The 21,071-nt window shown below is 64.1% G+C and carries 22 protein-coding genes; 14 read left to right on the top strand and 8 right to left on the bottom strand.

Translation table 11 applies throughout. The annotated features are described in order from the left end of the window. Window positions 1-4: 4 nt before the first annotated feature. The 14 genes from PXK01_RS07890 to PXK01_RS07825 all read left to right on the top strand — a co-directional run bounded on the left by PXK01_RS07890 (window position 5) and on the right by PXK01_RS07825 (window position 13,113). The gene (locus PXK01_RS07890) at window positions 5-436 is read left to right on the top strand and encodes a YybH family protein (protein ID WP_274859561.1); all 432 of its coding nucleotides are present in this window, start codon (window positions 5-7) and stop codon (window positions 434-436) included. Window positions 437-535: 99 nt separating this feature from the next. After that, window positions 536-1,573, top strand: a complete 1,038-nt coding sequence (alr, locus tag PXK01_RS07885; RefSeq protein WP_274859560.1) for an alanine racemase — start codon at window positions 536-538, stop codon at window positions 1,571-1,573. Further along, on the top strand, window positions 1,570-2,352 hold the full coding sequence (locus PXK01_RS07880; protein ID WP_274848252.1) for an MlaE family ABC transporter permease: 783 nt from the start codon (window positions 1,570-1,572) through the stop codon (window positions 2,350-2,352). The genes alr and PXK01_RS07880 overlap by 4 nt, the downstream gene beginning before the upstream one ends. Further along, on the top strand, window positions 2,349-3,095 hold the full coding sequence (locus PXK01_RS07875) for an ABC transporter ATP-binding protein (RefSeq protein WP_274848251.1): 747 nt from the start codon (window positions 2,349-2,351) through the stop codon (window positions 3,093-3,095). The genes PXK01_RS07880 and PXK01_RS07875 overlap by 4 nt, the downstream gene beginning before the upstream one ends. A gap of 150 nt (window positions 3,096-3,245) precedes the next feature. Then, the gene (locus PXK01_RS07870) at window positions 3,246-3,695 is read left to right on the top strand and encodes a paraquat-inducible protein A (protein ID WP_274859559.1); all 450 of its coding nucleotides are present in this window, start codon (window positions 3,246-3,248) and stop codon (window positions 3,693-3,695) included. A 290-nt stretch (window positions 3,696-3,985) separates the two neighbouring features. Further along, on the top strand, window positions 3,986-5,353 hold the full coding sequence (radA, locus tag PXK01_RS07865; protein WP_274848249.1) for a DNA repair protein RadA: 1,368 nt from the start codon (window positions 3,986-3,988) through the stop codon (window positions 5,351-5,353). Between the two features lie 42 nt (window positions 5,354-5,395). Further along, window positions 5,396-5,950 carry a CvpA family protein gene (locus PXK01_RS07860; protein ID WP_274848248.1) on the top strand — a complete coding sequence of 185 codons (555 nt, stop codon included), beginning with the start codon at window positions 5,396-5,398 and terminating at the stop codon, window positions 5,948-5,950. A 390-nt stretch (window positions 5,951-6,340) separates the two neighbouring features. Beyond that, window positions 6,341-7,033, top strand: a complete 693-nt coding sequence (locus PXK01_RS07855; protein ID WP_274848246.1) for a Hint domain-containing protein — start codon at window positions 6,341-6,343, stop codon at window positions 7,031-7,033. 203 nt (window positions 7,034-7,236) lie between these two features. Further along, window positions 7,237-8,694 carry an amidophosphoribosyltransferase gene (gene purF / locus PXK01_RS07850; RefSeq protein ID WP_446728429.1) on the top strand — a complete coding sequence of 486 codons (1,458 nt, stop codon included), beginning with the start codon at window positions 7,237-7,239 and terminating at the stop codon, window positions 8,692-8,694. A gap of 100 nt (window positions 8,695-8,794) precedes the next feature. Beyond that, window positions 8,795-9,358 (top strand): DUF2199 domain-containing protein, encoded by a 564-nt coding sequence (locus PXK01_RS07845; RefSeq protein WP_274859557.1) that lies wholly within the window; start codon window positions 8,795-8,797, stop codon window positions 9,356-9,358. 66 nt (window positions 9,359-9,424) lie between these two features. Further along, window positions 9,425-10,078 (top strand): SDR family NAD(P)-dependent oxidoreductase, encoded by a 654-nt coding sequence (locus PXK01_RS07840; RefSeq protein ID WP_274859556.1) that lies wholly within the window; start codon window positions 9,425-9,427, stop codon window positions 10,076-10,078. Window positions 10,079-10,429: 351 nt separating this feature from the next. Beyond that, the gene (gene surE, locus PXK01_RS07835; RefSeq protein WP_274859555.1) at window positions 10,430-11,215 is read left to right on the top strand and encodes a 5'/3'-nucleotidase SurE; all 786 of its coding nucleotides are present in this window, start codon (window positions 10,430-10,432) and stop codon (window positions 11,213-11,215) included. Further along, complete coding sequence (locus tag PXK01_RS07830; protein WP_274848239.1) at window positions 11,212-11,859, top strand: protein-L-isoaspartate(D-aspartate) O-methyltransferase; 648 nt, start codon at window positions 11,212-11,214, stop codon at window positions 11,857-11,859. The genes surE and PXK01_RS07830 overlap by 4 nt, the downstream gene beginning before the upstream one ends. A 54-nt stretch (window positions 11,860-11,913) precedes the next feature. Further along, window positions 11,914-13,113, top strand: a complete 1,200-nt coding sequence (locus PXK01_RS07825) for a peptidoglycan DD-metalloendopeptidase family protein (protein ID WP_274859554.1) — start codon at window positions 11,914-11,916, stop codon at window positions 13,111-13,113. 38 nt (window positions 13,114-13,151) lie between these two features. On the opposite strand, the gene PXK01_RS07820 is transcribed toward PXK01_RS07825, so the two are convergent. The 8 genes from PXK01_RS07820 to PXK01_RS07785 all read right to left on the bottom strand — a co-directional run bounded on the left by PXK01_RS07820 (window position 13,152) and on the right by PXK01_RS07785 (window position 21,064). Further along, window positions 13,152-13,547, bottom strand: a complete 396-nt coding sequence (locus PXK01_RS07820; protein ID WP_274859553.1) for a GFA family protein — start codon at window positions 13,545-13,547, stop codon at window positions 13,152-13,154. A gap of 3 nt (window positions 13,548-13,550) precedes the next feature. Then, on the bottom strand, window positions 13,551-14,393 hold the full coding sequence (locus PXK01_RS07815) for an ATP-binding protein (RefSeq protein WP_274848303.1): 843 nt from the start codon (window positions 14,391-14,393) through the stop codon (window positions 13,551-13,553). A 177-nt stretch (window positions 14,394-14,570) separates the two neighbouring features. Next, a complete protein-coding gene (locus tag PXK01_RS07810) occupies window positions 14,571-15,023 on the bottom strand; it encodes an SRPBCC family protein (RefSeq protein ID WP_274848235.1) in 453 nt (150 codons plus the stop codon). Between the two features lie 116 nt (window positions 15,024-15,139). Continuing rightward, window positions 15,140-15,994, bottom strand: a complete 855-nt coding sequence (locus PXK01_RS07805) for an XdhC family protein (RefSeq protein WP_274859552.1) — start codon at window positions 15,992-15,994, stop codon at window positions 15,140-15,142. 8 nt (window positions 15,995-16,002) lie between these two features. Then, window positions 16,003-17,190 carry a vWA domain-containing protein gene (locus PXK01_RS07800; protein WP_274859551.1) on the bottom strand — a complete coding sequence of 396 codons (1,188 nt, stop codon included), beginning with the start codon at window positions 17,188-17,190 and terminating at the stop codon, window positions 16,003-16,005. Further along, window positions 17,187-18,053 (bottom strand): AAA family ATPase, encoded by an 867-nt coding sequence (locus PXK01_RS07795; protein WP_274859550.1) that lies wholly within the window; start codon window positions 18,051-18,053, stop codon window positions 17,187-17,189. The genes PXK01_RS07800 and PXK01_RS07795 overlap by 4 nt, the downstream gene beginning before the upstream one ends. A 108-nt stretch (window positions 18,054-18,161) precedes the next feature. Next, complete coding sequence (locus tag PXK01_RS07790) at window positions 18,162-20,576, bottom strand: aerobic carbon-monoxide dehydrogenase large subunit (RefSeq protein ID WP_274859549.1); 2,415 nt, start codon at window positions 20,574-20,576, stop codon at window positions 18,162-18,164. Next, entirely contained in the window at window positions 20,573-21,064 is a 492-nt protein-coding gene (locus tag PXK01_RS07785) for a (2Fe-2S)-binding protein (protein WP_274859548.1), read from the bottom strand. Before PXK01_RS07785 ends, PXK01_RS07790 begins: the two co-directional genes overlap by 4 nt. Window positions 21,065-21,071 lie beyond the last annotated feature (7 nt).

Raw genomic sequence — 21,071 nt, 5'->3', positions numbered from 1 at the left:
TCCAATGAGCATTCACGATTTCATGCAGGCCTACAAACGGGTGTGGGAGGCGCAGGATTCCGAAGGCTTTGCCGCGCTCTTTACCCCCGATGGGCAATATTGGAACACGCCCTTTCAGGTGCAGACCGGCCCCGAAGAACTGGCCCGCTACTGGGATCGGATCAAGCTGCAACAGGACATTTGCCTGACCCCCAGCGTGTTGGCCGAAACCCCAAAGGGCGGCGTCGGCCATTGGAACGTCACCTATCAGGTCGCCAGCGAGGAACTGTTCCAGATCTGGGCGAAATCCACCGGCACCGGCCTGCCCGATCGCCAGCCCGGCGATCCCCTGCCCCGGATGGAGCTGGACGGCACCCTGGTGGCAGAGCTGAACGATCAGGGCCTTGCCACCTGCGTGCGGATCTTCTGGCACTCCAACGCCACCATGCCGACGTAGGCACCCGCCACCGGCAAGACAGCGCCATCGAAGGCGCAACACAGCCCTGCAGCACCGAATTCCACTTGACCCCTGCTGCGCGCATGTCATGAACAGCGCATGAGCACGGCACGACTGACAATCAACCTTGATGCGCTGGTGACCAACTGGCGCAATCTTGATGCAAAGACCAACTGCGAAACCGCCGCGGTGGTCAAGGCAAATGGATACGGCCTGGATTCAGGCCGCGTGGCAACCGCCCTGGCCAAGGCCGGTGCGCGCAATTTCTTTGTGGCGGCCGCCGAGGAAGGCGTCGCCCTGCGCCGCGCCCTGGGGCCTGGTCCCGGCATTTCCGTCTTCTCCGGCCATATGGAGGGCGACACCGGCCTGCTGCGCGATTTCCAACTGGCCCCGATGCTCAACTCGCTCGACCAGATGCTGCGCCATTTCGAAAGCCTGCCCGGCCACCCCTTTGGCGTGCAGCTGGACAGCGGCATGAACCGTTTGGGGATGGAGCCCGGCGAATGGGCGGCTGTACGCGATATCGCGCTGGGACAAGGCCCGGTCCTGCTGATGTCGCACCTGGCCTGCGCTGATGAACCCGCGCATCCGATGAATGCACAGCAGCTCAAGACCTTCCACGAGATGACCGACGGGATCGAGGTGCCGCGCTCGCTCTCGGCCACCGGAGGCATCCTGCTTGGCCCCGACTATCATTTCGACCTCTGCCGTCCGGGCATCGGTCTTTATGGCGGCGCCCCCTACGGCGATGCCCTGCCGGTGGTGCAGCTCGACCTGCCGGTGATCCAGATCCGCGACCTGATGCCCGGCGAGACCGTCGGCTATGGCAACACCTGGACCGCCCAGCGCCCCAGCCGCATCGCAACCGTGGCCGCTGGCTATGCCGACGGGTTGCTGCGCGCCATGGGCGGTGGCGGCATTCAGGCCTATGCCGGTGACACGGCCTGCCCGGTGGTGGGGCGGATCTCGATGGATCTGATCACCATCGACGTGACCGACCTCGACAGCGACCCCGCCGCGCTGACCCTGCTCAATGAGGTGCAGACCGTAGACAGCCTCGCCGATGCGGCGGGCAGCATCGGCTACGAGATCCTGACCTCGATGGGCGCGCGCTACGCAAGGAGCTACAAGGGATGAACCCGCTCGCCCTTCTTGCCCGCATCGGCCGCCTGGCGCTCGATATGCTGTCCGCCATCGGTCGTGTCGCCCTGTTTGCGCTCTCCACGCTGTCCTACATGATCCGCCCGCCGTTCTATGGCCGCGAGACGCTGACCGCCCTGTTGCATGTTGGCTGGCTGTCGCTGCCGGTGGTGGGGCTGACCGCAATCTTCACCGGCGGTGCGCTGGCCCTGCAGATCTACGCCGGCGGCGCCCGTTTCAACGCCGAAGCCGTGGTGCCGCAAATCGTCGCCATCGGCATGGTGCGCGAACTTGGCCCGGTTCTAGTTGGCCTGATGATCGCCGCCCGCGTCACCTCCTCCATCGCGGCCGAGATCGCCACCATGAAGGTGACCGAGCAGATCGACGCCCTGGTGACGCTATCGACCAACCCGATGCAATACCTCGTCGCCCCCCGCGTGCTGGCAGCCTTCCTGACCGTGCCGCTCCTGGTCGGGATCGGCGATATCATCGGCATCGCCGGCGGCTATGCGGTTGCGGTGCATAACCTCGATTTCAACGCCGCTGCCTATCTCAAGAACACCGTAGATTTCCTTGAACCGCTCGATGTGATCTCCTCGCTGGTGAAAGGCGCCGCCTTTGGCACCATCGCCGCCCTGATGGGCTGCTACTACGGCATGCAATCGGGCCGCGGTGCGCAGGGCGTGGGCCGCGCCACCAAAGGATCGGTCGAGGCCGCCGCCATCCTGATCCTGGCCGCCAACTTCCTGCTGACGGGGGTGTTCTTCTCGGTATGATCAAGCTCGAAAACGTACATAAGGCCTTTGGCTCCAACCAGGTTCTGCGCGGCATGACGCTGGAGGTCCCCAAGGGCACCTCGATGGTGATCATCGGCGGCTCCGGCACCGGCAAATCGGTGGCGCTGAAATGCGTCCTGGGCCTCATCAAACCCGACAGCGGCAGCATTCTGGTGGATGGCAAACCGGCGGATGCAGGCGACCGCGATGCCTTTCTGGCGCGGTTCGGCATGCTGTTTCAGGGCGGGGCGCTGTTTGACTCCCTGCCCGTCTGGCAGAACGTCGCCTTCCGCCTGATGCGCGGCACGCTGAAACGCCCCGCCGAAGAGGCCCGCGAAATCGCCATCGAGAAACTGCGCCGCGTCGGCCTGAAAGCCGATGTCGCGGATCGTTTGCCCGCCGAACTCTCGGGCGGCATGCAGAAACGCGTCGGCCTTGCCCGCGCCATCGCCGCCGAGCCGGAGATCATCTTCTTTGATGAGCCCACCACCGGCCTGGACCCGATCATGGCGGGGGTGATCAACGATCTGATCCGCGAAATCGTGGTCGAGATGGGCGCCACCGCCATGACCATCACCCACGACATGACCTCGGTGCGCGCCATCGCCGACAATATCGCCATGCTGCATGACGGGGTGATCAAATGGACCGGCCCGGTTGCCCAGATGGACAATTCGGGCGATCCCTACCTCGACCAGTTCATCCACGGCCGCGCGGAGGGTCCGATCGAGGCGGTGCGGTAAACGACAGCTCAAGATTTCCTTGCGGGTCTCACTGCAAATGACTGGGAAGAGTTCACGGCCTGCCCCGGCCGATGACTGCCGTGCAACTTTCCCCTTAAAAATCAGCAGCAGAAGGCACACATCTAGGCAGACCCACAACATCGAACCCACATGATCCTCCGCCTCGCCACCCTGTCGCTCTTGATCCTCTACCCCATCGCCTGGTTCGCGCCTTTGCTGCGCGCGGGGCTACTGCCTCTGTTCGGCCTCTCCGAGATCAGCGTCATCACCGGGTTGCAATCGCTCTGGGGCAGCGATGTGGTACTGGCGCTGCTGGTGACTTTCTTTGCCATCTTCGCCCCCTACCTCAAGACCATCGGCCTTGCGCTGGTGCAATGGGGCCTGCTGGATCCCCGTGCCCAACCGGTGCTGCATCTGCTGGGCAAGCTCGCCATGGCCGACATCTTCCTCATCGCGCTCTACATCACCATTGCCAAGGGCATCGGCTACGTCACGATCGAGACCGGCTGGGGCCTTTATCTCTTCTCCGCCTGCATCCTCGCCTCCATCGCGCTCGGCCTCATGACCGAGCGCAGCCTGCGATCAAATCCGGGTCAATGACGGCGCGCAGGCGCCGCCTTGCGCAGCAAGGTCGCAGATCATTGACGCGGCTTTGATCCACATAGACTCGAAATCGCGCATTCAGGGCAGACCTGCCCCTGAATCGCCTCTCAGCAAATCCTTTACGCCGCGCCAGCGGCGGCACCGCGGCAGCGGTGCTTTCCTGATCTGGCCGCACCGCGGCAGCGGTGCCGGGCCAAACGGGAGCGGATCCCGCTCGGGATCCAGCGACGGGCGGGAGACCTACCTTACGCCTTGAACAAACCCTGAACATCGGGCAAAACAGCCCCATGGCAAAATCATCTTCCTTCTCCTGCTCGGCCTGTGGCGCCAGCTTCTCCAAATGGTCCGGCCGCTGCGAAGGCTGTGGCGAGTGGAACACCATAGCCGAGGACAAGGGCCTCTCCTCTGGCGGCCCTGCCAAGAAAAGCCTCGGCATGCGGCGTGGGCGCACCATTCCGCTTTCCGATCTTGCGGTCGAGGAAACACCGCCGCCGCGCAGCCAGTCCGGTGTCGGCGAGCTTGACCGGGTCCTGGGCGGTGGCTTGGTGCCCGCTTCGGCCATCCTGGTGGGGGGCGATCCCGGTATCGGCAAATCGACGCTCCTGTTGCAGGCCGCCGCCCGCTTTGCCAGGGCAGGCCTCAAGACCGTCTATGTCAGCGGTGAAGAGGCCAGTGCCCAGGTCCGCATGCGGGCGCAACGCCTTGGCCTGGCACAGGCGCCGGTGAAACTCGCCGCGGAAACCAACCTGCGGGACATCCTGACCACGCTGGAGGCGGAAAAACCCCAGCTTGCCATCATCGATTCGATCCAGACCATGTGGGCCGATCACGTGGACAGCGCGCCGGGGTCGGTCAGCCAGGTCCGCGCCGCCGCGCACGAACTCACAACCTTTGCCAAGACCAACGGCATCTCCATCATCATGGTCGGCCATGTCACCAAGGAGGGCCAGATCGCAGGCCCCCGCGTGGTGGAGCATATGGTCGACACCGTCCTCTATTTCGAGGGCGAGCGCGGCCACCAGTTCCGCATCCTGCGCGCCGTGAAGAACCGCTTTGGCCCGGCGGATGAGATCGGCGTCTTCGAGATGACCGGCGGTGGCCTGGCCGAAGTGGTGAACCCCTCTGCCCTGTTCCTCTCCGAACGTGGCCAGCCCTCGCCCGGATCGGTGGTCTTTGCCGGCATCGAAGGCACCCGCCCCGTGCTGGTGGAACTTCAGGCGCTGGTCGCCCCCTCCCCCCACTCCCAGCCGCGCCGTGCGGTGGTGGGCTGGGACTCATCGCGCCTGGCCATGATCCTTGCGGTGCTGGAGGCGCGTTGCGGCATTCCTTTCGCCGGTCTTGATGTCTATCTCAATGTGGCGGGCGGCATGAAGATCTCTGAACCCGCCGCCGATCTGGCGGTCGCCGCCGCACTGCTGAGCGCCCGCGAGGACACCGCCCTTCCCGCCGATACCGCAATATTCGGAGAAATCTCGCTATCTGGTGCCCTCAGACCCGCGCCTCAGACAGAAAACAGGTTGAAAGAGGCGCAAAAACTTGGTTTCACCTCAGCCATTGCCCCCGGCGGCGGCAAATCCGTATCGGTCAAAGGCCTGGCTCAGCGCAAGGTTGACGACCTCACCGGTTTTGTTGGCGAATTCTTCGGGGCCGGCTAAAGTCGCCGAAAGAATTTTACTGTGCGCTAACGGGCGAGGGACATGGAAGGTTTCACCATTATCGACGGGGTCGTGGCCCTGGTCATAGTTGTATCGGCATTGCTGGCCTATTCGCGCGGTCTGGTGCGCGAGGCAATGGCCATCGCAGGCTGGATCGCCGCCGGTGTCCTTGCCTTCATGTTCGCCCCACAAGTCGAGCCGCTGATGGCAGAGATCCCGGTGGTCGGGGACTTCATCGCCGACAGCTGCGAATTGTCGATCATCGCCGCCTTTGCGGCCGTCTTTGCCCTGGCCCTGATTGTCGCCTCCTTCTTCACCCCGCTGTTTTCCTCCTTGGTGCAGCGCTCAGCCCTGGGCGGGCTGGATCAGGGCGCGGGCTTCTTCTTCGGCGTCTTGCGCGGCATCCTTTTGGTGGCGATTGCCTTCTTCCTCTATAATGTGGTGATGACCGGGCAGAGCTTTACAATCGTTGACGAAAGCCGCTCTGCCGTGGTGTTCGAACGCATGATCGGCAAGATCGAGGACCGCAATCCCGAGCAGGCGCTTGGCTGGGTCACCCAACAGTACGAGGCCCTGATCGGCGCCTGCGAGGACTGATCAGCCCGCCCTCACTCCATGCCCAAAACAATGAGAGCGCCCCTTGAGGCGCTCTTTTTTCATTCAAAACATAAGCATAGCCAGAATCCACCTCAGCGCTCCCGGCCATGCAAGCTCTTGATCAGGCAGATTCGCCCTCTGTGGGCACCTTCAGAATCACCGCGCCCTGCCGCTGCCGCCTTTCCAGTCTTGGCAAGGGGTAATTCTTAACAAAATCTGATCCACAGCGGTCAATTGGTTAACAATCCGGGCAAAAATTCCAATTTTGTCCCCGAAAAATGGGTCAAATTCTAAATTGGCCGCACCCTTGCCCCATTTTCGGCCCAATTCGGGGGCCAATTAGGATCCACGACAGGCAGAAAGCCACTCGATCTCAGAAGGGACACGAAAATGTTGCTGGATCATTTCAACTCTTTCGCTGACTACCAGCCGGTGGACATGCTGTTGGATTTTTCCGTTTTCAACTGCGCGTCCCTGCTGGAGACCCCCATCGACACCACGCCGCTGCGCCCTCGCGAAGGTGGTTTCCTGCCCTCCACCCTGGTGGAAACCGACCGTGGCTTCATCCAGGCCCGCGACGTGAAGCCAGGTGACATGATCTACACCTTCGACGGTGGCGCCCAGGAAGTGCAGGCGGTGCGCCACGCGGTGCCGCGCCTGACAACGCTGATGCATGTGCCGGCTGGCGCCCTTGGCAATGACACCGACCTGCTGCTGCCCGCCGATCAGACCGTGGCGCTGGAACTGGACGCCGCAGAGCGCCTGTTTGGCCTGCCGCTGGTCACCGCCAAGCTGATCCACCTGGCCGGTCACAAGGGCATCAAGGCAGCCGCCCCCGAAAGCATCGGCCGCATTCATATCACCTGCACCGAGGAAGAGTTGATCTGGGCCGAAAGCGGCATGCTGGTTCTGGCCGGTGAAGGCGGCCCCGATGGCGCCTTCTGCGAACTCTCCCTGACCGAGGTACGCCAGGTTCTGGCCAGCGACGAAGGCCGCGCCCTGTCGCAGACCGGCATGGGGGCAGAAGATGCCCGTTACCCCGATCCCTTTGACGCCGTCTTCATGCCCGCTCTGGCCGCGTGAGACGACCGAAACCACCGGCAAGACCAAATAGACGAGCAGAACTGACCGGGGGCCTGTGGAAACAGCCCCCCTTTTTCTTCCGCGACAAATCCGCCGGTCACAAAGGAATTGTGATCCTTTGGTGACATCCGTGGAGGAAGGCTCTATGTGAGGGCCATCACTCATTCCCGGATTCGGAGCCACACGCCTTGCCGATGCCGCAGATGCCCCCCGCCCATCCCTTTGACGACGATAAACTACGCGAAGAATGCGGCGTGTTTGGCGTCGTCGGCGTCCAGGACGCCGCCAATTTCGTAGCCCTTGGCCTGCATGCGCTGCAGCACCGCGGACAGGAGGCAGGCGGTATCGTCTCCCATGATCCTGTCGAGGGGTTCAACAGCGTGCGCCGCTTTGGCTATGTGCGCGACAACTTCACCTCGCAGGATGTGATGGCCACGGTGCCCGGGCCGCTGGCCATCGGCCACGTGCGCTATTCCACCGCCGGATCGAAAGGCCAGACCGCGATCCGCGACGTGCAGCCCTTCTTTGGCGAATTCGCCATGGGCGGGGCTGCCATTGCCCACAACGGCAATATCACCAATGCCAACGCCCTGCGCCGCGAGCTGATCGAGCGCGGCTCGATCTTCCAAAGCTCATCCGACAGCGAATGCATCATCCACCTGATGGCGCGCTCCATGGGCCGGTCGATCCCCGACCGCATGGAAGAGGCGCTGCGCAAGGTCGAAGGCGCCTTTTCCGTCGTCGCCATGACCCGCACCAAGCTGATCGGCGTGCGCGACCCCTTAGGCGTGCGCCCGCTGGTGCTCGGCAAGATCGGCGATGGCTATGCGCTCAGCTCGGAAACCTGTGCGCTGGATATCATCGGCGCCGAATTCATCCGCGAGATTGAACCCGGCGAAATGGTGGTGATCAACGACAAGGGCGTCGAAAGCCATTTCCCCTTCCGTCGCCAGCCCTCGAAGTTCTGCATCTTCGAACATGTATATTTCTCGCGCCCCGATTCGATCCTGGGCGGTCGCTCGGTCTATGAAACCCGCGAAGCCATCGGGCGGGAACTGGCCAAGGAAAACCCGATCGAGGCGGATCTGGTCTGCCCGGTGCCCGACAGCGGCACCCCGGCGGCGATCGGCTATTCGCTGGAATCGGGCATCCCCTATGCCATGGGGATCATCCGCAACCAGTATATGGGCCGCACCTTCATCGAGCCGACCGAGCAGATCCGCAACATGGGTGTGCGCCTGAAGCTGAACGTCAACCGCGCCCTGATCCAGGGCAAGCGGGTGATCCTGGTGGATGATTCCGTGGTGCGTGGCACAACATCCCGCAAGATCAAGGAGATGATCCTGGATGCGGGCGCCAAGGAGGTGCATTTCCGCATTGCCTCTCCGCCCACCGCCTGGCCCTGTTTCTATGGCGTCGACACGCCGGATCGCGACAAGCTGCTGGCCGCCACCATGACCGAGGATCAGATGGCCGAACATCTAGCGGTCGACAGTCTCAAGTTCATCTCGCTGGACGGGCTTTACCGCGCTGTGGGCGAGCCCTCGGGCCGCGACAAGGGCTGCCCGCAATACTGCGACGCCTGCTTCTCGGGTGAATATCCCGTGACCCCCTCCGATATGATCGAACGGGGGTTTGAAATGAAGACTGCCGCAGAGTAAGAGGTCGCCAAACACAATCAGGGAGGGCGCTGATCCCATGGGGTCGGCGCCCTTTCCTATGGTCCGTTTTTCAGACCGCACCTCAATGAAAGGCCCTTCCTTGGACGCCCACCTTGCCCGATTGCTGACCTCGACGCGCAAATGCCGCTGCTGCGGCGCCACCTTTGCGCAGCTGCTCAGCCTCAGCTGCGACCGGCCGGATGCCTGCCCCGAAGACTTGGTGGTGCAGGACAATTCCGCGGTGATGAGCCTGCGCGGCGATGTGCTCGCCGAGGATTTCTGCCGCCTTGGCGATCTGCGCTTTGTACGCGCGGTGCTGGCGCTGCCGGTGCAAGGCGGCTGTGGTGCCGAGTTCATCCTGGGCACCTGGGCGAGCCTGGGTCAGGATGATTTCGAAGCCTATCTCGACCTGTTCGAACTGCGCGAGGTGGAAAGCCTGGGCAGCCGCCCGGCCTGGCTTGCCAATGCCATCCCGCCCGATGACGGCGGCCCGGTGGCCTGCATGCTGCATATGCGGCCCGAAGGCGAATACCCGGAATTGCAGGTTTCGGAACCCAGCCACCTGCTTGCCCGCCTGCAGCAAGAGGGGCTGCAGCTGGAAGAAGTGTTGGAAATGCTGCATGCCTACGGGCACGATATCCCTTCGCTGATCTATGACGCGTAAAGGCGCCAGATTGCAGCAGCCCCCTGCCCCCTTGACGCACCAGCCCAACAGGCCCAAAAGGCAGCCATGACACAGAAACTCGCTCTTATCACCGGCGCCTCGCGCGGCCTGGGCGCCGCCCTGGCAGAGGCGCTTGCCCCGACCCATCACATCGTGGCCGTGGCCCGCACCACCGGCGCCCTGGAAGAGCTGGATGACCGCATCAAGGCCAAGGGCGGCAGCGCCACCCTGGCGCCGATGGACGTGACCGTGCCCGAGGCGATGGCGACGCTCTGCCGGGGCATCCATGACCGCTGGGGATCGCTTGACCTGTGGCTGCACACGGCAATCCACGCCGCACCGCTGTCCCCTGCGCCCTTTGTCGCGCCCAAGGACTGGGAGAAATCCGTGGCGGTGAACGCCACGGCCACCTCGGTGCTGATCCCCTATGTAGCACCCCTGCTCGGCCAGAGCGGACGTGCCGTGTTCTTTGACGATCCGCGCGCGGGCGAAAAATTCTTCGGCGCCTATGGGGCCACCAAGGCGGCGCAAATGTCGCTGGCCCGTAGCTGGCAGGCCGAAAGCGCCAAGACCGGCCCATTTGTTCAGATTGTTGAACCTCAGCCCATGCCCACCGCCCTACGCGCCCGCTTCTTCCCGGGGGAAGACCGCGACGCTCTCACCCCAGTGCAGGACGAAGCCGCGCGCCTGTTGCCTCTGATCCTTCAGGACGAAGGCTGACCAGAACAAGGCTGCGCTCCCGCCCCCGCTCTCTCATATCGTAGTTATGAGGATCGGCGTTGGGCCGGGCGCCGCGCCTATGGCGCGGCGCTGTTGCGCACGACAGATGCCACTCTTTTCGCCCCGCAGGCGTCAGCCTGCCGGGCCCAACTGCGCGGCGGCATTCGCAGAATGCAGCCAAAGCAGGCGGGAGCGTCCCGGTTGCGCTGAACAGCCAGCGGTCCGGAAAAACCTGTGGCGCCTATGCCCCGCTGGAAAGATAGCGTCCCCCACCCCTGCGAAAGGCTTGCCCCAGTATTTTCAACGTCCTATTCAGATCCAAACACCATTCAGGCGGCGGCAGGGGGCTCTATGCGCATTCTCGTAACCAATGACGACGGTATCAATGCACCGGGCCTGACGGTTCTGGAAGCCATCGCCCATGAGGTTGCCGGCCCCGAGGGCGAGGTCTGGACCGTGGCGCCCGCCTTTGAACAATCGGGCGTCGGCCATTGCATCAGCTACACCCGCCCCTCGATGCTGAGCCAGCTGGGCGAGCGCCGCTTTGCCACCGAAGGCTCGCCTGCGGACTGCGTGCTGGCAGGTGTGCATGTGGCGATGCAGGATGTGGTGCCGGATCTGGTCCTTTCGGGCATCAACCGGGGCAACAATTCGGCCGAGAACGCGCTTTATTCCGGCACCCTTGGCGGCGCCATGGAAGCCGCCCTGCAGGGCATTCCCGCCCTCGCCCTGTCGCAGTATTTCGGCCCCCATAATGCCAAGCTCGACAACCCGTTTGAAGCGGCCGCGGAACATGGTGCCGCACTGATCCGCGACATCCTGAAGGCCAGCCCGCAGGACGCCCATGGCGATTACCGCCTGTTCTACAACATCAACTTCCCGCCCGTCCCCGCCGCCGCCGTCAAGGGCGCCCGCGCCGTGGCGCAGGGGCTGCGCGCAGGACCCCGGTTTTCCGCCGAGGAACAGCTCTCTCCCAATGGGCGGCGCTATGTCTGGATCAAGGGCGGTGACCAACACGTGCACACGGCGCCCGATACCGATGCCTCGGTCAACCTCGAAGGCTATATCTCGGTCACCCCGATGCGCGCGGATCTGACCGCCCATGATGCGCTGCACGCCCTCAAGGTTCTGGAATGACAGGCCCCGATCCCGAGACCAAGATGCAGTTTCTGTTCGCCCTGCGCTCGCGCGGGGTGACGGATCCGCTGGTGCTGGAGGCGATGGAGGAGATCGACCGCGGCCCCTTCGTGCGCGGCATCTTTGCGCAGCGCGCCTATGAGGACACGCCTCTGCCGATTGCCTGCGGCCAGACCATCTCGCAGCCCTCGGTGGTGGGGCTAATGACCCAGGCCCTGCAGGTCTCGCCCCGTGATACGGTGCTGGAGGTGGGCACCGGATCCGGCTACCAGGCGGCGATCCTGTCGAAACTGGCGCGGCGGGTCTATACCATCGACCGCCACGCCCGGCTGGTGCGCGAGGCACGGGCGCTGTTTGAGGCGCTCCACCTGCCCAATGTGACCTCGCTGGTGGGCGATGGCAGCTTTGGCCTGCCGGATCAGGCGCCCTTTGACCGCATCATCGTCACTGCCGCCGCCGAAGACCCGCCCGGGCCGCTCCTGGCGCAGTTGAAGACCGGCGGCATCATGGTGGTGCCTGTGGGGCAATCCGACACGGTGCAGACGCTGATCCGGGTGCGCAAGACGGAAACGGGCCTTGATTATGACGAATTGCGCCCGGTTCGTTTTGTTCCCCTGCTTGAGGGTCTCGGCAAAGAGACCTAAATGGAGCCCGAACGAGACCGGCGATTATTGAATTGGTATTTTGAGGAGAGCGAGATGACCGAGACTGCCCCCATCCAGCCGCGCCGCCCGGAACGGCTTTTGCTCCTTCTTCCGACCCTCGCCGTGCTGGCTGGCTGCGAAGGCCCACTCGACTATGACCTGCGCGGACAATTCGGCGGTTTCAGCACCGCCGCCGCCGCCCAGAACGCCACCACCGACCGGCCTGCTGCCGATGAGCGCGGCCTGATCACCTACCCCTCCTACCAGGTGGTGGTGGCGCAGCGCGGTGACACCGTCGCGGATGTGGCCACCCGGGTGGGCTTGACCCCGACCGAACTGGCCCGGTTCAACGGCATGGAGCCGTCTGATCCCCTGCGCAAGGACGAGATTCTGGCGATGCCCCGACGCGCGCCCACCAGCATCGCGCCCGGATCGACCCAGCCGGGCGGCGTCGATATCGCCTCGCTTGCGGGGCAAGCCATCGAGGCCGCGCCGCAAACCTCTCCCAACCCCGGGTCGGTGACCACCACGACCCTGCAGCCCACACCGCGGCCAGCGCCGGTCGAGGTCCAGGAGGGCCCCGAACCCATCCGCCACAAGGTGGTGCGCGGCGAAACCGCCTATACCATCTCGCGCCTCTACCAGGTGCCGGTGAAATCCCTGGCCGAGTGGAACGGGCTGGGCAGCGATTTTGCCATCCGCGAGGGCCAGTACCTGCTGATCCCGCTGAAGGACCAGCCTGCCCCTACCCGCACCGCCGAGGTGACCCCGCCGGGCGCGGGCAGCGCAACGCCTACGCCGCCCAGTGCCACCAAACCCCTGCCCACCGAAGAGGTCGCTCCGGCCTCCGAGGCCGTGGCAGCGGTGCCCACTGTGAAGGTGCCCGAACCCACCCGCCAAAGCGACGCCGCCCTGGCCTATCCGTTGCAGGGCAAGATCATCTCCACCTATTCCAAGGGCAAGAACGAAGGCATCGATATCGCGGGCACGCCCGGCCAGGTGGTGAAATCCGCCGAGGCGGGCACAGTGGCCGCCATCACCAAGGATTCCAAGAACATCCCGATCGTGGTGATCCGCCACTCCAACAAGCTGCTGACGCTTTACGTCAATGTGACGGATATCTCGGTGAAGAAGGGCGAGACCGTGAAGCGCGGCCAGCCCATTGCCAAGCTGCGCGATGGCAAGGATGCCTTTTTGCACTTCGAGGTCCGCAACGGCTATGAAAGCCTCGACCCACTCCCCTATCTGAACTGACCAGACCCTAGGCCGAACGGGAGCGCTGACCGAGCCGTCTAGCTCTCCGGATCGGTGCGATTTCCGGGGAACCGGATCATGTCGGGGAATGCGGGCAGCCAGTTTTCGCGGCGCCGGGTCCAGAGCTCGTAGCTCGGCACCAGCTGGTCCTGCGCATCCATCGCCCCCAGGTGCACTTCAATCTCATCATCGCTGCAGGCAAAAACAGACGAGCCGCAGCGGGGACAGAAATGGCGCCCCTGATAGGCCCGGCTTTCCCCCGTGATCGTGACCATGTCGCCGCGAAACACCGCCGCCGCATAGAACAGCGCGCCATGATGTTTGCGGCAATCCAGGCAATGGCAGATCCCCACGCGCAAGGGCGCCCCTTGCGCGACAACTCGCAGCGCGCCGCAGAGGCATCCGGCGGTATATGTCTGCTGCGACGGGTCCATGCCTCAGCTGAGCGAAACACCGTGTCGCCCGGCCAGATCGGTGAAATACTGCCAGGCCACCCGGCCCGAACGCGCACCGCGCGTCGCCTGCCACTCCACCGCTTCGGCGCGCAGCACCTCCGGGTCGACCGTGACGCCATAGGCGGTGCAATAGCCCGCGATCATAGACAGGAATTCGTCCTGATCGCAGGGGTGGAAGCCCAGCCACAGACCAAAGCGATCGGAGAGTGAAACCTTCTCCTCCACCGCCTCTGAGGGATTGATGGCGCTGGAGCGTTCGTTTTCGATCATGTCGCGCGGCATCAGGTGGCGCCGGTTCGAGGTGGCATAGAAGACCACGTTTTCGGGCCGCCCCTCGATACCGCCATCCAGCACCGCCTTCAGGCTCTTGTAGTGCTGATCGTCATGGCTGAACGAGAGGTCATCGCAGAACAGGATGAACCGCTTGGAAGAGGCGCGCAGATGGTTCAGAAGCCGCGCCACCGAGGGCAGGTCCTCGCGCTGCAGCTCCACCAGTTTCAGATCGGGATGATCGGCGATCAGCGCGCCATGCACCGCCTTTACCAAGCTCGATTTCCCCATGCCGCGCGCGCCCCACAGTAGGGCATTGTTGGCGGCGGACCCTTCGGCAAACCGGCGGGTATTCTCCAAGAGCGTATCGCGCGAGCGGTCGATGCCCACCAGCAGCTCCAGATCGACCCGGTTCACCGCCTCTACCGGGGCCAGCCGATCCGGGGAGACATGCCAGACGAAGGCGGGCGCCGCATCGAAATCGGGCGCTTCCAGGGGCGCGGGCGACATCCGCTCCAGGGCCTCGGCAATGCGGTTCAATGCGTCCTCAGTCATCGGTACTGTCATGGGGTCCTCCGTCCTTGCTTGCGGAGGTGACAAAGCATGTTCGGAGCCGGGCAACAAGCCGCTTTGCCACCCAGATGCGTGCAAAAGGGGCGACACCTGCGTGCCGCCCCTTGTCTTCTCTCGGTTCAGTGAGTGTGTGCCGCCCTATGGGGACAGAATGGTCCTTTAGGCGGCCTGGGCTTTTTCCATCTCCTCGGAAAAGCTCTTGAAAAACTTGGCGGCCAGTTTCTTGGCCGTGCTCTGGATCAGGCGGCTGCCCAGCTGCGCCAGCTTGCCGCCGATATCGGCCTTGGCCGTGTAGGACAGCAGCGTGCCGCCATCCTGTTCTGTCAGCACCACCTCGGCACCGCCCTTGGCAAAGCCCGCGGCACCGCCATTGCCCTGCCCGGTCAGCGAGAAGCGTTCCGGCGGGGCATCGGGCGACAGGGTCACCTGGCCCGAGAATTTCGCCTTCACCGGGCCGATCTTCAGCACTACCTTGGCCTCCAGCTCGGTGTCGGAATGTTTGATCAGCTCCTCGCAGCCGGGGATCGCCTTTTGCAGCACCTCCGGGTCATTGAGAGCCGCATAGACCTCGTCACGCGGGGCATTGATGAAGATTTCGTCGTTCAGTTCCATGTGGGTTGTCCTTCTAGCAACAGGGAAATTTGACGGTGGCCAGAACCTTGGCCTGCTCGTCACTCAATTCGGGAAACAGGCGCCGCCACAGGCTGCGGGTCAGGCGCAGGGTAAGATCAGCCATCTACCACCTCCCGGCGCTGAAGCGCCCGGCGGCGCTGCACCAGCTCGGCAAGGATCGACAGGGCGATCTCATCCGGGGTGATGGCGTGGATATCGATGCCCGCAGGCGCCTTCACCGTGGCAAGCGCCGCTTCGGACACGCCCTTGTCCTTCAATCGCTGCGACAGGGTCGCGAATTTCCGGCGGCTGCCGACAAAGCCGATATAACGCGCCTTCTGCATGAGCGCCCGGCTGAGCGCAGCCTCGTCGCCGCGTCCTTGCGTGGCGACCACCACGAAGGGCGCGCTGTCCCAGATCGGATGCGCGTCGAAATGCTCCACCACCCGGTCGGGCATCGGCAAGTCTGTCTCCTGCGGCCCCGGCAGGCACAATGTGCGGTCGAACTCGAACCGCGCAGACAATTCCACCAGCGCCTGCGCCACCGGGCCGGAGCCACAGACCACCAGGGCAGGCAGCGGCAAAACCGGTTCCACGAAGATATCCAGGACGCCCTTGCTGGGGCAGCCGTTGCGCGCATATTTGATGCCGTCGCGTTCCTCGCCCGCGCTGACGCCCGCCTCTGCGAGCAATTCTTCCGGCCCAATCGACAGAAGCTGCGGCGCGCCTGTTTCGATCGCCTCGCGGGCCGCGCGCCCCACGGCGCCGCGCACGCAGCCGCCGCCCAGGAAGCCCACGACGATCTCGCCCTTCGCGTCGATCAGCGCCTTTGATCCCGGCTTGGCCGAGGTCGCCGCCACGGTGCGCACCACGGTCGCCATGGCAAAGGGTTCGCCAGCGCTGCGCCGGGCCTCTGTTTCGCGGGCCAGATCCTGTTCCAGCCGTGGTCCAAGTGCGGAATGTCCTGCCATGATGAAACTCATATCGCCCCCAGTTTTTGATCGAGGCTGGCCAGCGCCTCCAGCGTGTTGGCCGCCTCGAACAGATCCAAATACGGCAGGGCCGCCGCCATGCCGCGTGCAATCGGCTCGTAACCCTGCCAGCCCTTCAGCGGATTGAGCCAGACGATCCGGCAACCGCGCCGCTTCAGCGCCTGCAAGCCTGCTGCCATATGGTCCGGCGGGTCGCTGTCGTAGCCATCCGACAGGATAATCACCACCGAGCGCCCATCGACGAATCGGCGCGCATAGGTGGTGGCAAAATGCGTGAGTGCGCCGCCGATGCAGCTGCCGCCGCCGATACCTTCGGCCATCAGGGTGACGCGGTTGAGGGCGCGCATCGGGTCCTCTTCACGCAGGGCATCGGCAATCCGCACCAGACGGGTGTGAAAGAGGTAAGCGTCAGAATTCGCATCCGCCCGCATCAGCCCCGCCAGAAACGCCAGGAAGGGGCGCGCGTAGACCAGCATGGAGCCCGAGACATCACACAGGGCAACGATCTTCACAGGCCGGTCAGGACGGGTCCGGCGCGCCAGCCTGAGGGGCACGCCGCCGGTGGCCACCGCCTTGCGGATGGTGCGGCGGAAATCCACCGCCCTGCCCCGCCGCGCCGCCTTGCGCCTGCGCGAGCGCCTGTCGCGAAGGGCCTCCCCCAGCCGCACGGCAACCGCTTCAGCCTGACGGATATCTTCCGGGTCCACCAGATCGCGCAGATCCTTCTTCAACAGGTTCTTCACATCCGAAGCCACCAGTCGCCCCACGCCGTCGTTTTCCGCCTCGCCGCCGCCGCTGCCGCCGGGGGCCTGAATTGTGCCTGTACCCTCTGCCTCTGTCTCGCTCGCGTCCTTGCGGGAGGAGCGCATGTCGTCGTTCTTGTTGGTCTTGTCGCTGGGCACGGTCTTCTGCCGCACCCGTCCTGCATCCATCCAGAAACTGTCAAAGAGCGCATCAAACCGCTCCACATCCTCGGCGCGGCCTGCGCAGACGGCCCGCAATGCAGCACGCGCCTCTGACGGATCGCTCGCCTCCACCGCCCCAAGCGCCGCCAGCGCGGTGCCGGTTTCCGCCACGCCCAGTGCAAAGCCATGGGCGCGCAGATGCGCCATGAAGCCCGCAACGCGCGCACCGGGACCGGGGTCACGGCCTGCGAATTTGGTAACCCGGCTCATGCGGCGCGCCCCGCCAGCCGCTGCGCGACCTCTGCCGGAACCGCACCGCGGTCGGCCTCGGTCTTCAGCAAGGTTGCCATGGCCGCCATCAGGGCAGCGGGATCTTCGGTGAGATCCGCAACGCCGAGGCCAGAGAGCGCGGCGGCAAAATCCAGCATCTCGGCCACGCCGGGTGTCTTGACCAGATCCTCCTTGCGCAGGTCCTGCACGAAGCCGACGATCTGCCCGGCGAGCTGAGCACTCAGCCCCGGACAGCGCGCATCCAGAATGGCAAGCTCCGTCTTGCGGTCGGGGTAATCCACATGGGCGTAAAGGCAGCGGCGGCGCAGCGCGTCCGACAGATCACGGGTGCCATTGGCGGTCAGGATCACCAGCGGGCGGCTTTTGGCCGTTATGGTGCCAAGCTCCGGCACGGTGATCTGGAAATCGGCGAGCACCTCCAGAAGGTAGGCCTCGAATTCTTCATCGGCGCGGTCGATCTCATCGATCAGCAGCACCGGGGGAATGTCCTGCCGGATCGCCTGCAACAGCGGTCGCTCCAACAGGTAGTCCTCTGAGAATATCTGCGCCTCAGCCTCTTTCCCGGTCTTTCCGGAGGCCTGAATGGCCAATAACTGGCGCTGGTAGTTCCATTCATAGATCGCCTGTGCCGCGTCCAGCCCTTCATAGCATTGCAGCCGAATCAGCCGGGTGTCGCGGGCGGCAGCCAGGGCGCGGGCGATCTCGGTCTTGCCGACACCGGCAGCTCCTTCCAGGAGCAGCGGACGGCCCAGAGTCACCGCGAGATGCAGCGCCATCGCCAGATCATCGGTGGCGACATAGCCCTGTTCGGCCAAGTCTTTCTGAAGGTCGAGATAGGTCATGGGTCAGATCCGACAGGTCGCTGCGCACGGCCCCATCGCGGGGCCGGGTTGGGGCGGAGATGGGAGGCCGCACGCGGCGGCCTCCCTCTTTTTAGTACGACTTAAGCCTTAGCCGTGCAGGCCCAGATCGTTGGCGGTCTTCCAGATCCGCCAGTGATCGTGGGGCATGTGGCTTTGGCGCAGGCCAAAGGCACGGAAGGCATCATGCACCGCGTTGGAGAAGGCCGGAACACCGCCCACATTGGGGCTTTCACCCACACCCTTGGCGCCGATCGGGTGATGCGGGCTGGGGGTTTCGGTGTGGTCGGTGGTGTAATGCGGCGTCTCAACGGCGGTCGGGATGAAGAAGTCCATCAGCGTGCCGGTCTTGCAGTTGCCCATATCGTCATAGGCAATCTCCTGCCCCATGGCGATGGCGAGCGCCTCGGTCAAACCACCGTGCACCTGACCTTCGATGACCATCGGGTTGATCCGGGTGCCGCAATCGTCCAACGCGTAGAACTGGCGGATTTCATGCTCACCGGTGTCGACGTCGATCTCCATGACGCAGATATAGGCTCCAAAGGGATAGGTCATGTTGGGCGGGTCATAGTAGCTCACGGCCTCAAGCCCCGGCTCGACGCCCGGAATGGCCTGATTATAGGCCGCATAGGCAATGTCCTTCATGGTCTTGAAGCGCTCGGGCGCGCCCTTGACCACGAACCGGTCCACGTCCCATTCCAGGTCGTTGTCGTGCACTTCCAGCAAGTAAGCCGCGATCATCTGCGCCTTGGCGCGGATCTTGCGGCCCGCCATGGCAGTGGCAGCGCCTGCAACGGGGGTCGAGCGTGAGCCATAGGTGCCCAGACCGTAAGGCGCGGTGTCGGTGTCGCCTTCCTCGATGGTGATCGAGTCAGCCGAGAGACCGATTTCAGACGCCAGGATCTGCGCGAAGGTGGTCGCGTGCCCCTGCCCCTGGCTGATGGTACCAAGGCGTGCAATGGCCGATCCGGTGGGGTGGATGCGGATCTCGCAGCTGTCGAACATCCCCATGCCGAGGATATCGCAGTTCTTCACCGGGCCGGCGCCGACGATCTCGGTGAAATGCGTGAGGCCAATGCCCAGAAGCTTTCGCGTCTTTCCGGCCTTGAAGTCCTCCACCCGCTGCGCCTGCTCGGCGCGCAGCTCATCGTATTTGACCGCCGCCAGTGCCTTGTCCCAGGCGGAGTGATAATCGCCCGAGTCATATTCCCAGCCCAGTGCCGACTGATAGGGGAACTGGTCTTCGCGGATAAAGTTGATCCGGCGCAGCTCGGCTGCGTCCATGTTCAGCTCCATCGCCAGCACCTCGATCATGCGTTCGATGAAATAGGCGGCCTCCGTCACCCGGAAGGAGCAGCGATAGGCCACGCCGCCCGGCGCCTTGTTGGTATAGACGCCGTCAACGCCCACATAGGCGACCGGGATGTCATAGGATCCGGTGCAGATGTGGAAGAAACCGGCCGGGAACTTGGTCGGGTCGGCGCAGGCATCGAAGGCGCCGTGGTCGGCGGTCACATGGCAGTGCAGCCCGGTGATCTTGCCCTCCTTGGTGGCGCTGATCTTGCCCTTCATCCAGTAGTCACGGGCAAAGGCGGTGGCCATCAGGTTTTCCATCCGGTCCTCGATCCACTTCACCGGCTGGCCGGTGACGATGGTCGCCACGATGGAGCAGACATAGCCCGGATAGACGCCCACCTTGTTGCCGAAACCGCCACCGATATCGGGGGAGATCACGCGGATGTTGTGCTCTTCGATCCCCGACAGAAGGCTGGCCACGGTGCGCACCACATGCGGCGCCTGGAAGGTGCCCCAAAGGGTCAGCTTGCCATTGATCTTGTCCATGCTGGCGACAGAGCCGCAGGGCTCCAGCGGGCACGGGTGGGTGCGGTGGTAATAGACCATCTCCTCGGCCACAACTTCAGCCTCGTCCAGCACCTGCTCGGTGGCTTCCTTGTTGCCCTCTTCCCAGAGGAAGATGTGGTTGTGATGGCGACGGGGGCCGTGGGCGCCCTCTTTCTCGTCCTTGATGTCTTCACGCAGGACGATGTCGGACTGCAGCGCCTCGAAGGGGTCGACCAGAACCGGAAGTTCCTCGTATTCCACCTCGACCAGCTCCACCGCGTCGGCGGCGATATAGCGGTCCTTGGCGACGACGAAGGCGACCTCCTGGCCCTGGAACAGCACCTTGCCATCTGCCAGCACCATCTGCTTGTCACCGGCAAGGGTCGGCATCCAGTGCAGCGCCAGCGGCTCCAGATCCTTGGCGGTCAGCACCGCGACGACACCATCCAGCGCCATGGCGGCATCGATATTGATTGACTTCACCCGCGCATGGGCATAGGGCGAGCGCACGAAATCCCCGTGCAGCATGCCCGGCAGATTGACGTCATCGACGTAATTGCCCTTGCCCTGGGTGAAACGCGCATCCTCGACCCGCTTGCGCGAGCAGCCCATGCCCTTGAGGTTGTCGATCCGTTCCTGACGATCCTCCAGATCCTTCATTGTGCTGCCTCCTTGGATGCGTTGAGTTCAGCCGCGGCGGCGAGGATCGCCTTGACGATATTCTGATAGCCGGTGCAGCGGCAGAGGTTGCCGGCGATGCCGAAACGGACCTCTTCCTCGGTCGGGTTGGGGTTTTCCTGCAGCAGGCGATAGGCCCGCGTGATCATGCCGGGGGTGCAGAAGCCGCACTGAAGCCCGTGATGTTCGCGGAACATTTCCTGCAGCACGTGCATGCCGTCAGGCGTTGCGATGCCTTCGATGGTGGTGATCTCGGCGCCATCCGCTTGCGCAGCAAACATGGTGCAGGATTTCACCGACTTGCCGTTGATATCCACGGTGCAGGCGCCGCAATGCGAGGTTTCACAGCCCACATGCGGGCCGGTCAGCTTCAGCGTCTCGCGCAGGGTATGCACCAAGAGTTCGCGCGGTTCGGCGGCGACTTCGTGCTTCTCGCCGTTCACCGTCAGGGTGATGATTTGTTTTCCCATGGTCTCC

The sequence above is a fragment of the Phaeobacter sp. PT47_59 genome, assembly GCF_028890025.1.
Taxonomy (GTDB): domain Bacteria; phylum Pseudomonadota; class Alphaproteobacteria; order Rhodobacterales; family Rhodobacteraceae; genus Phycobacter.
This window is presented reverse-complemented; position numbering and strand designations above follow the sequence as displayed.

Bases quoted from the DNA above. Each gene is read 5' to 3' on its own strand.
- surE (WP_274859555.1), top strand. From the start codon at position 10,430: ATGCGCATTCTCGTAACCAATGACGACGGTATCAATGCACCGGGCCTG.
- PXK01_RS07860 (WP_274848248.1), top strand. From the start codon at position 5,396: ATGGAAGGTTTCACCATTATCGACGGGGTCGTGGCCCTGGTCATAGTT.
- PXK01_RS07855 (WP_274848246.1), top strand. From the start codon at position 6,341: ATGTTGCTGGATCATTTCAACTCTTTCGCTGACTACCAGCCGGTGGAC.
- PXK01_RS07815 (WP_274848303.1), bottom strand. From the start codon at position 14,393: ATGACTGAGGACGCATTGAACCGCATTGCCGAGGCCCTGGAGCGGATG.
- PXK01_RS07820 (WP_274859553.1), bottom strand. From the start codon at position 13,547: ATGGACCCGTCGCAGCAGACATATACCGCCGGATGCCTCTGCGGCGCG.
- PXK01_RS07825 (WP_274859554.1), top strand. From the start codon at position 11,914: ATGACCGAGACTGCCCCCATCCAGCCGCGCCGCCCGGAACGGCTTTTG.
- PXK01_RS07840 (WP_274859556.1), top strand. From the start codon at position 9,425: ATGACACAGAAACTCGCTCTTATCACCGGCGCCTCGCGCGGCCTGGGC.
- PXK01_RS07890 (WP_274859561.1), top strand. From the start codon at position 5: ATGAGCATTCACGATTTCATGCAGGCCTACAAACGGGTGTGGGAGGCG.
- purF (WP_446728429.1), top strand. From the start codon at position 7,237: ATGCCCCCCGCCCATCCCTTTGACGACGATAAACTACGCGAAGAATGC.
- PXK01_RS07875 (WP_274848251.1), top strand. From the start codon at position 2,349: ATGATCAAGCTCGAAAACGTACATAAGGCCTTTGGCTCCAACCAGGTT.
- PXK01_RS07795 (WP_274859550.1), bottom strand. From the start codon at position 18,053: ATGACCTATCTCGACCTTCAGAAAGACTTGGCCGAACAGGGCTATGTC.
- PXK01_RS07785 (WP_274859548.1), bottom strand. From the start codon at position 21,064: ATGGGAAAACAAATCATCACCCTGACGGTGAACGGCGAGAAGCACGAA.
- PXK01_RS07800 (WP_274859551.1), bottom strand. From the start codon at position 17,190: ATGAGCCGGGTTACCAAATTCGCAGGCCGTGACCCCGGTCCCGGTGCG.
- PXK01_RS07880 (WP_274848252.1), top strand. From the start codon at position 1,570: ATGAACCCGCTCGCCCTTCTTGCCCGCATCGGCCGCCTGGCGCTCGAT.
- radA (WP_274848249.1), top strand. From the start codon at position 3,986: ATGGCAAAATCATCTTCCTTCTCCTGCTCGGCCTGTGGCGCCAGCTTC.
- PXK01_RS07870 (WP_274859559.1), top strand. From the start codon at position 3,246: ATGATCCTCCGCCTCGCCACCCTGTCGCTCTTGATCCTCTACCCCATC.
- alr (WP_274859560.1), top strand. From the start codon at position 536: ATGAGCACGGCACGACTGACAATCAACCTTGATGCGCTGGTGACCAAC.
- PXK01_RS07830 (WP_274848239.1), top strand. From the start codon at position 11,212: ATGACAGGCCCCGATCCCGAGACCAAGATGCAGTTTCTGTTCGCCCTG.
- PXK01_RS07810 (WP_274848235.1), bottom strand. From the start codon at position 15,023: ATGGAACTGAACGACGAAATCTTCATCAATGCCCCGCGTGACGAGGTC.
- PXK01_RS07805 (WP_274859552.1), bottom strand. From the start codon at position 15,994: ATGGCAGGACATTCCGCACTTGGACCACGGCTGGAACAGGATCTGGCC.
- PXK01_RS07790 (WP_274859549.1), bottom strand. From the start codon at position 20,576: ATGAAGGATCTGGAGGATCGTCAGGAACGGATCGACAACCTCAAGGGC.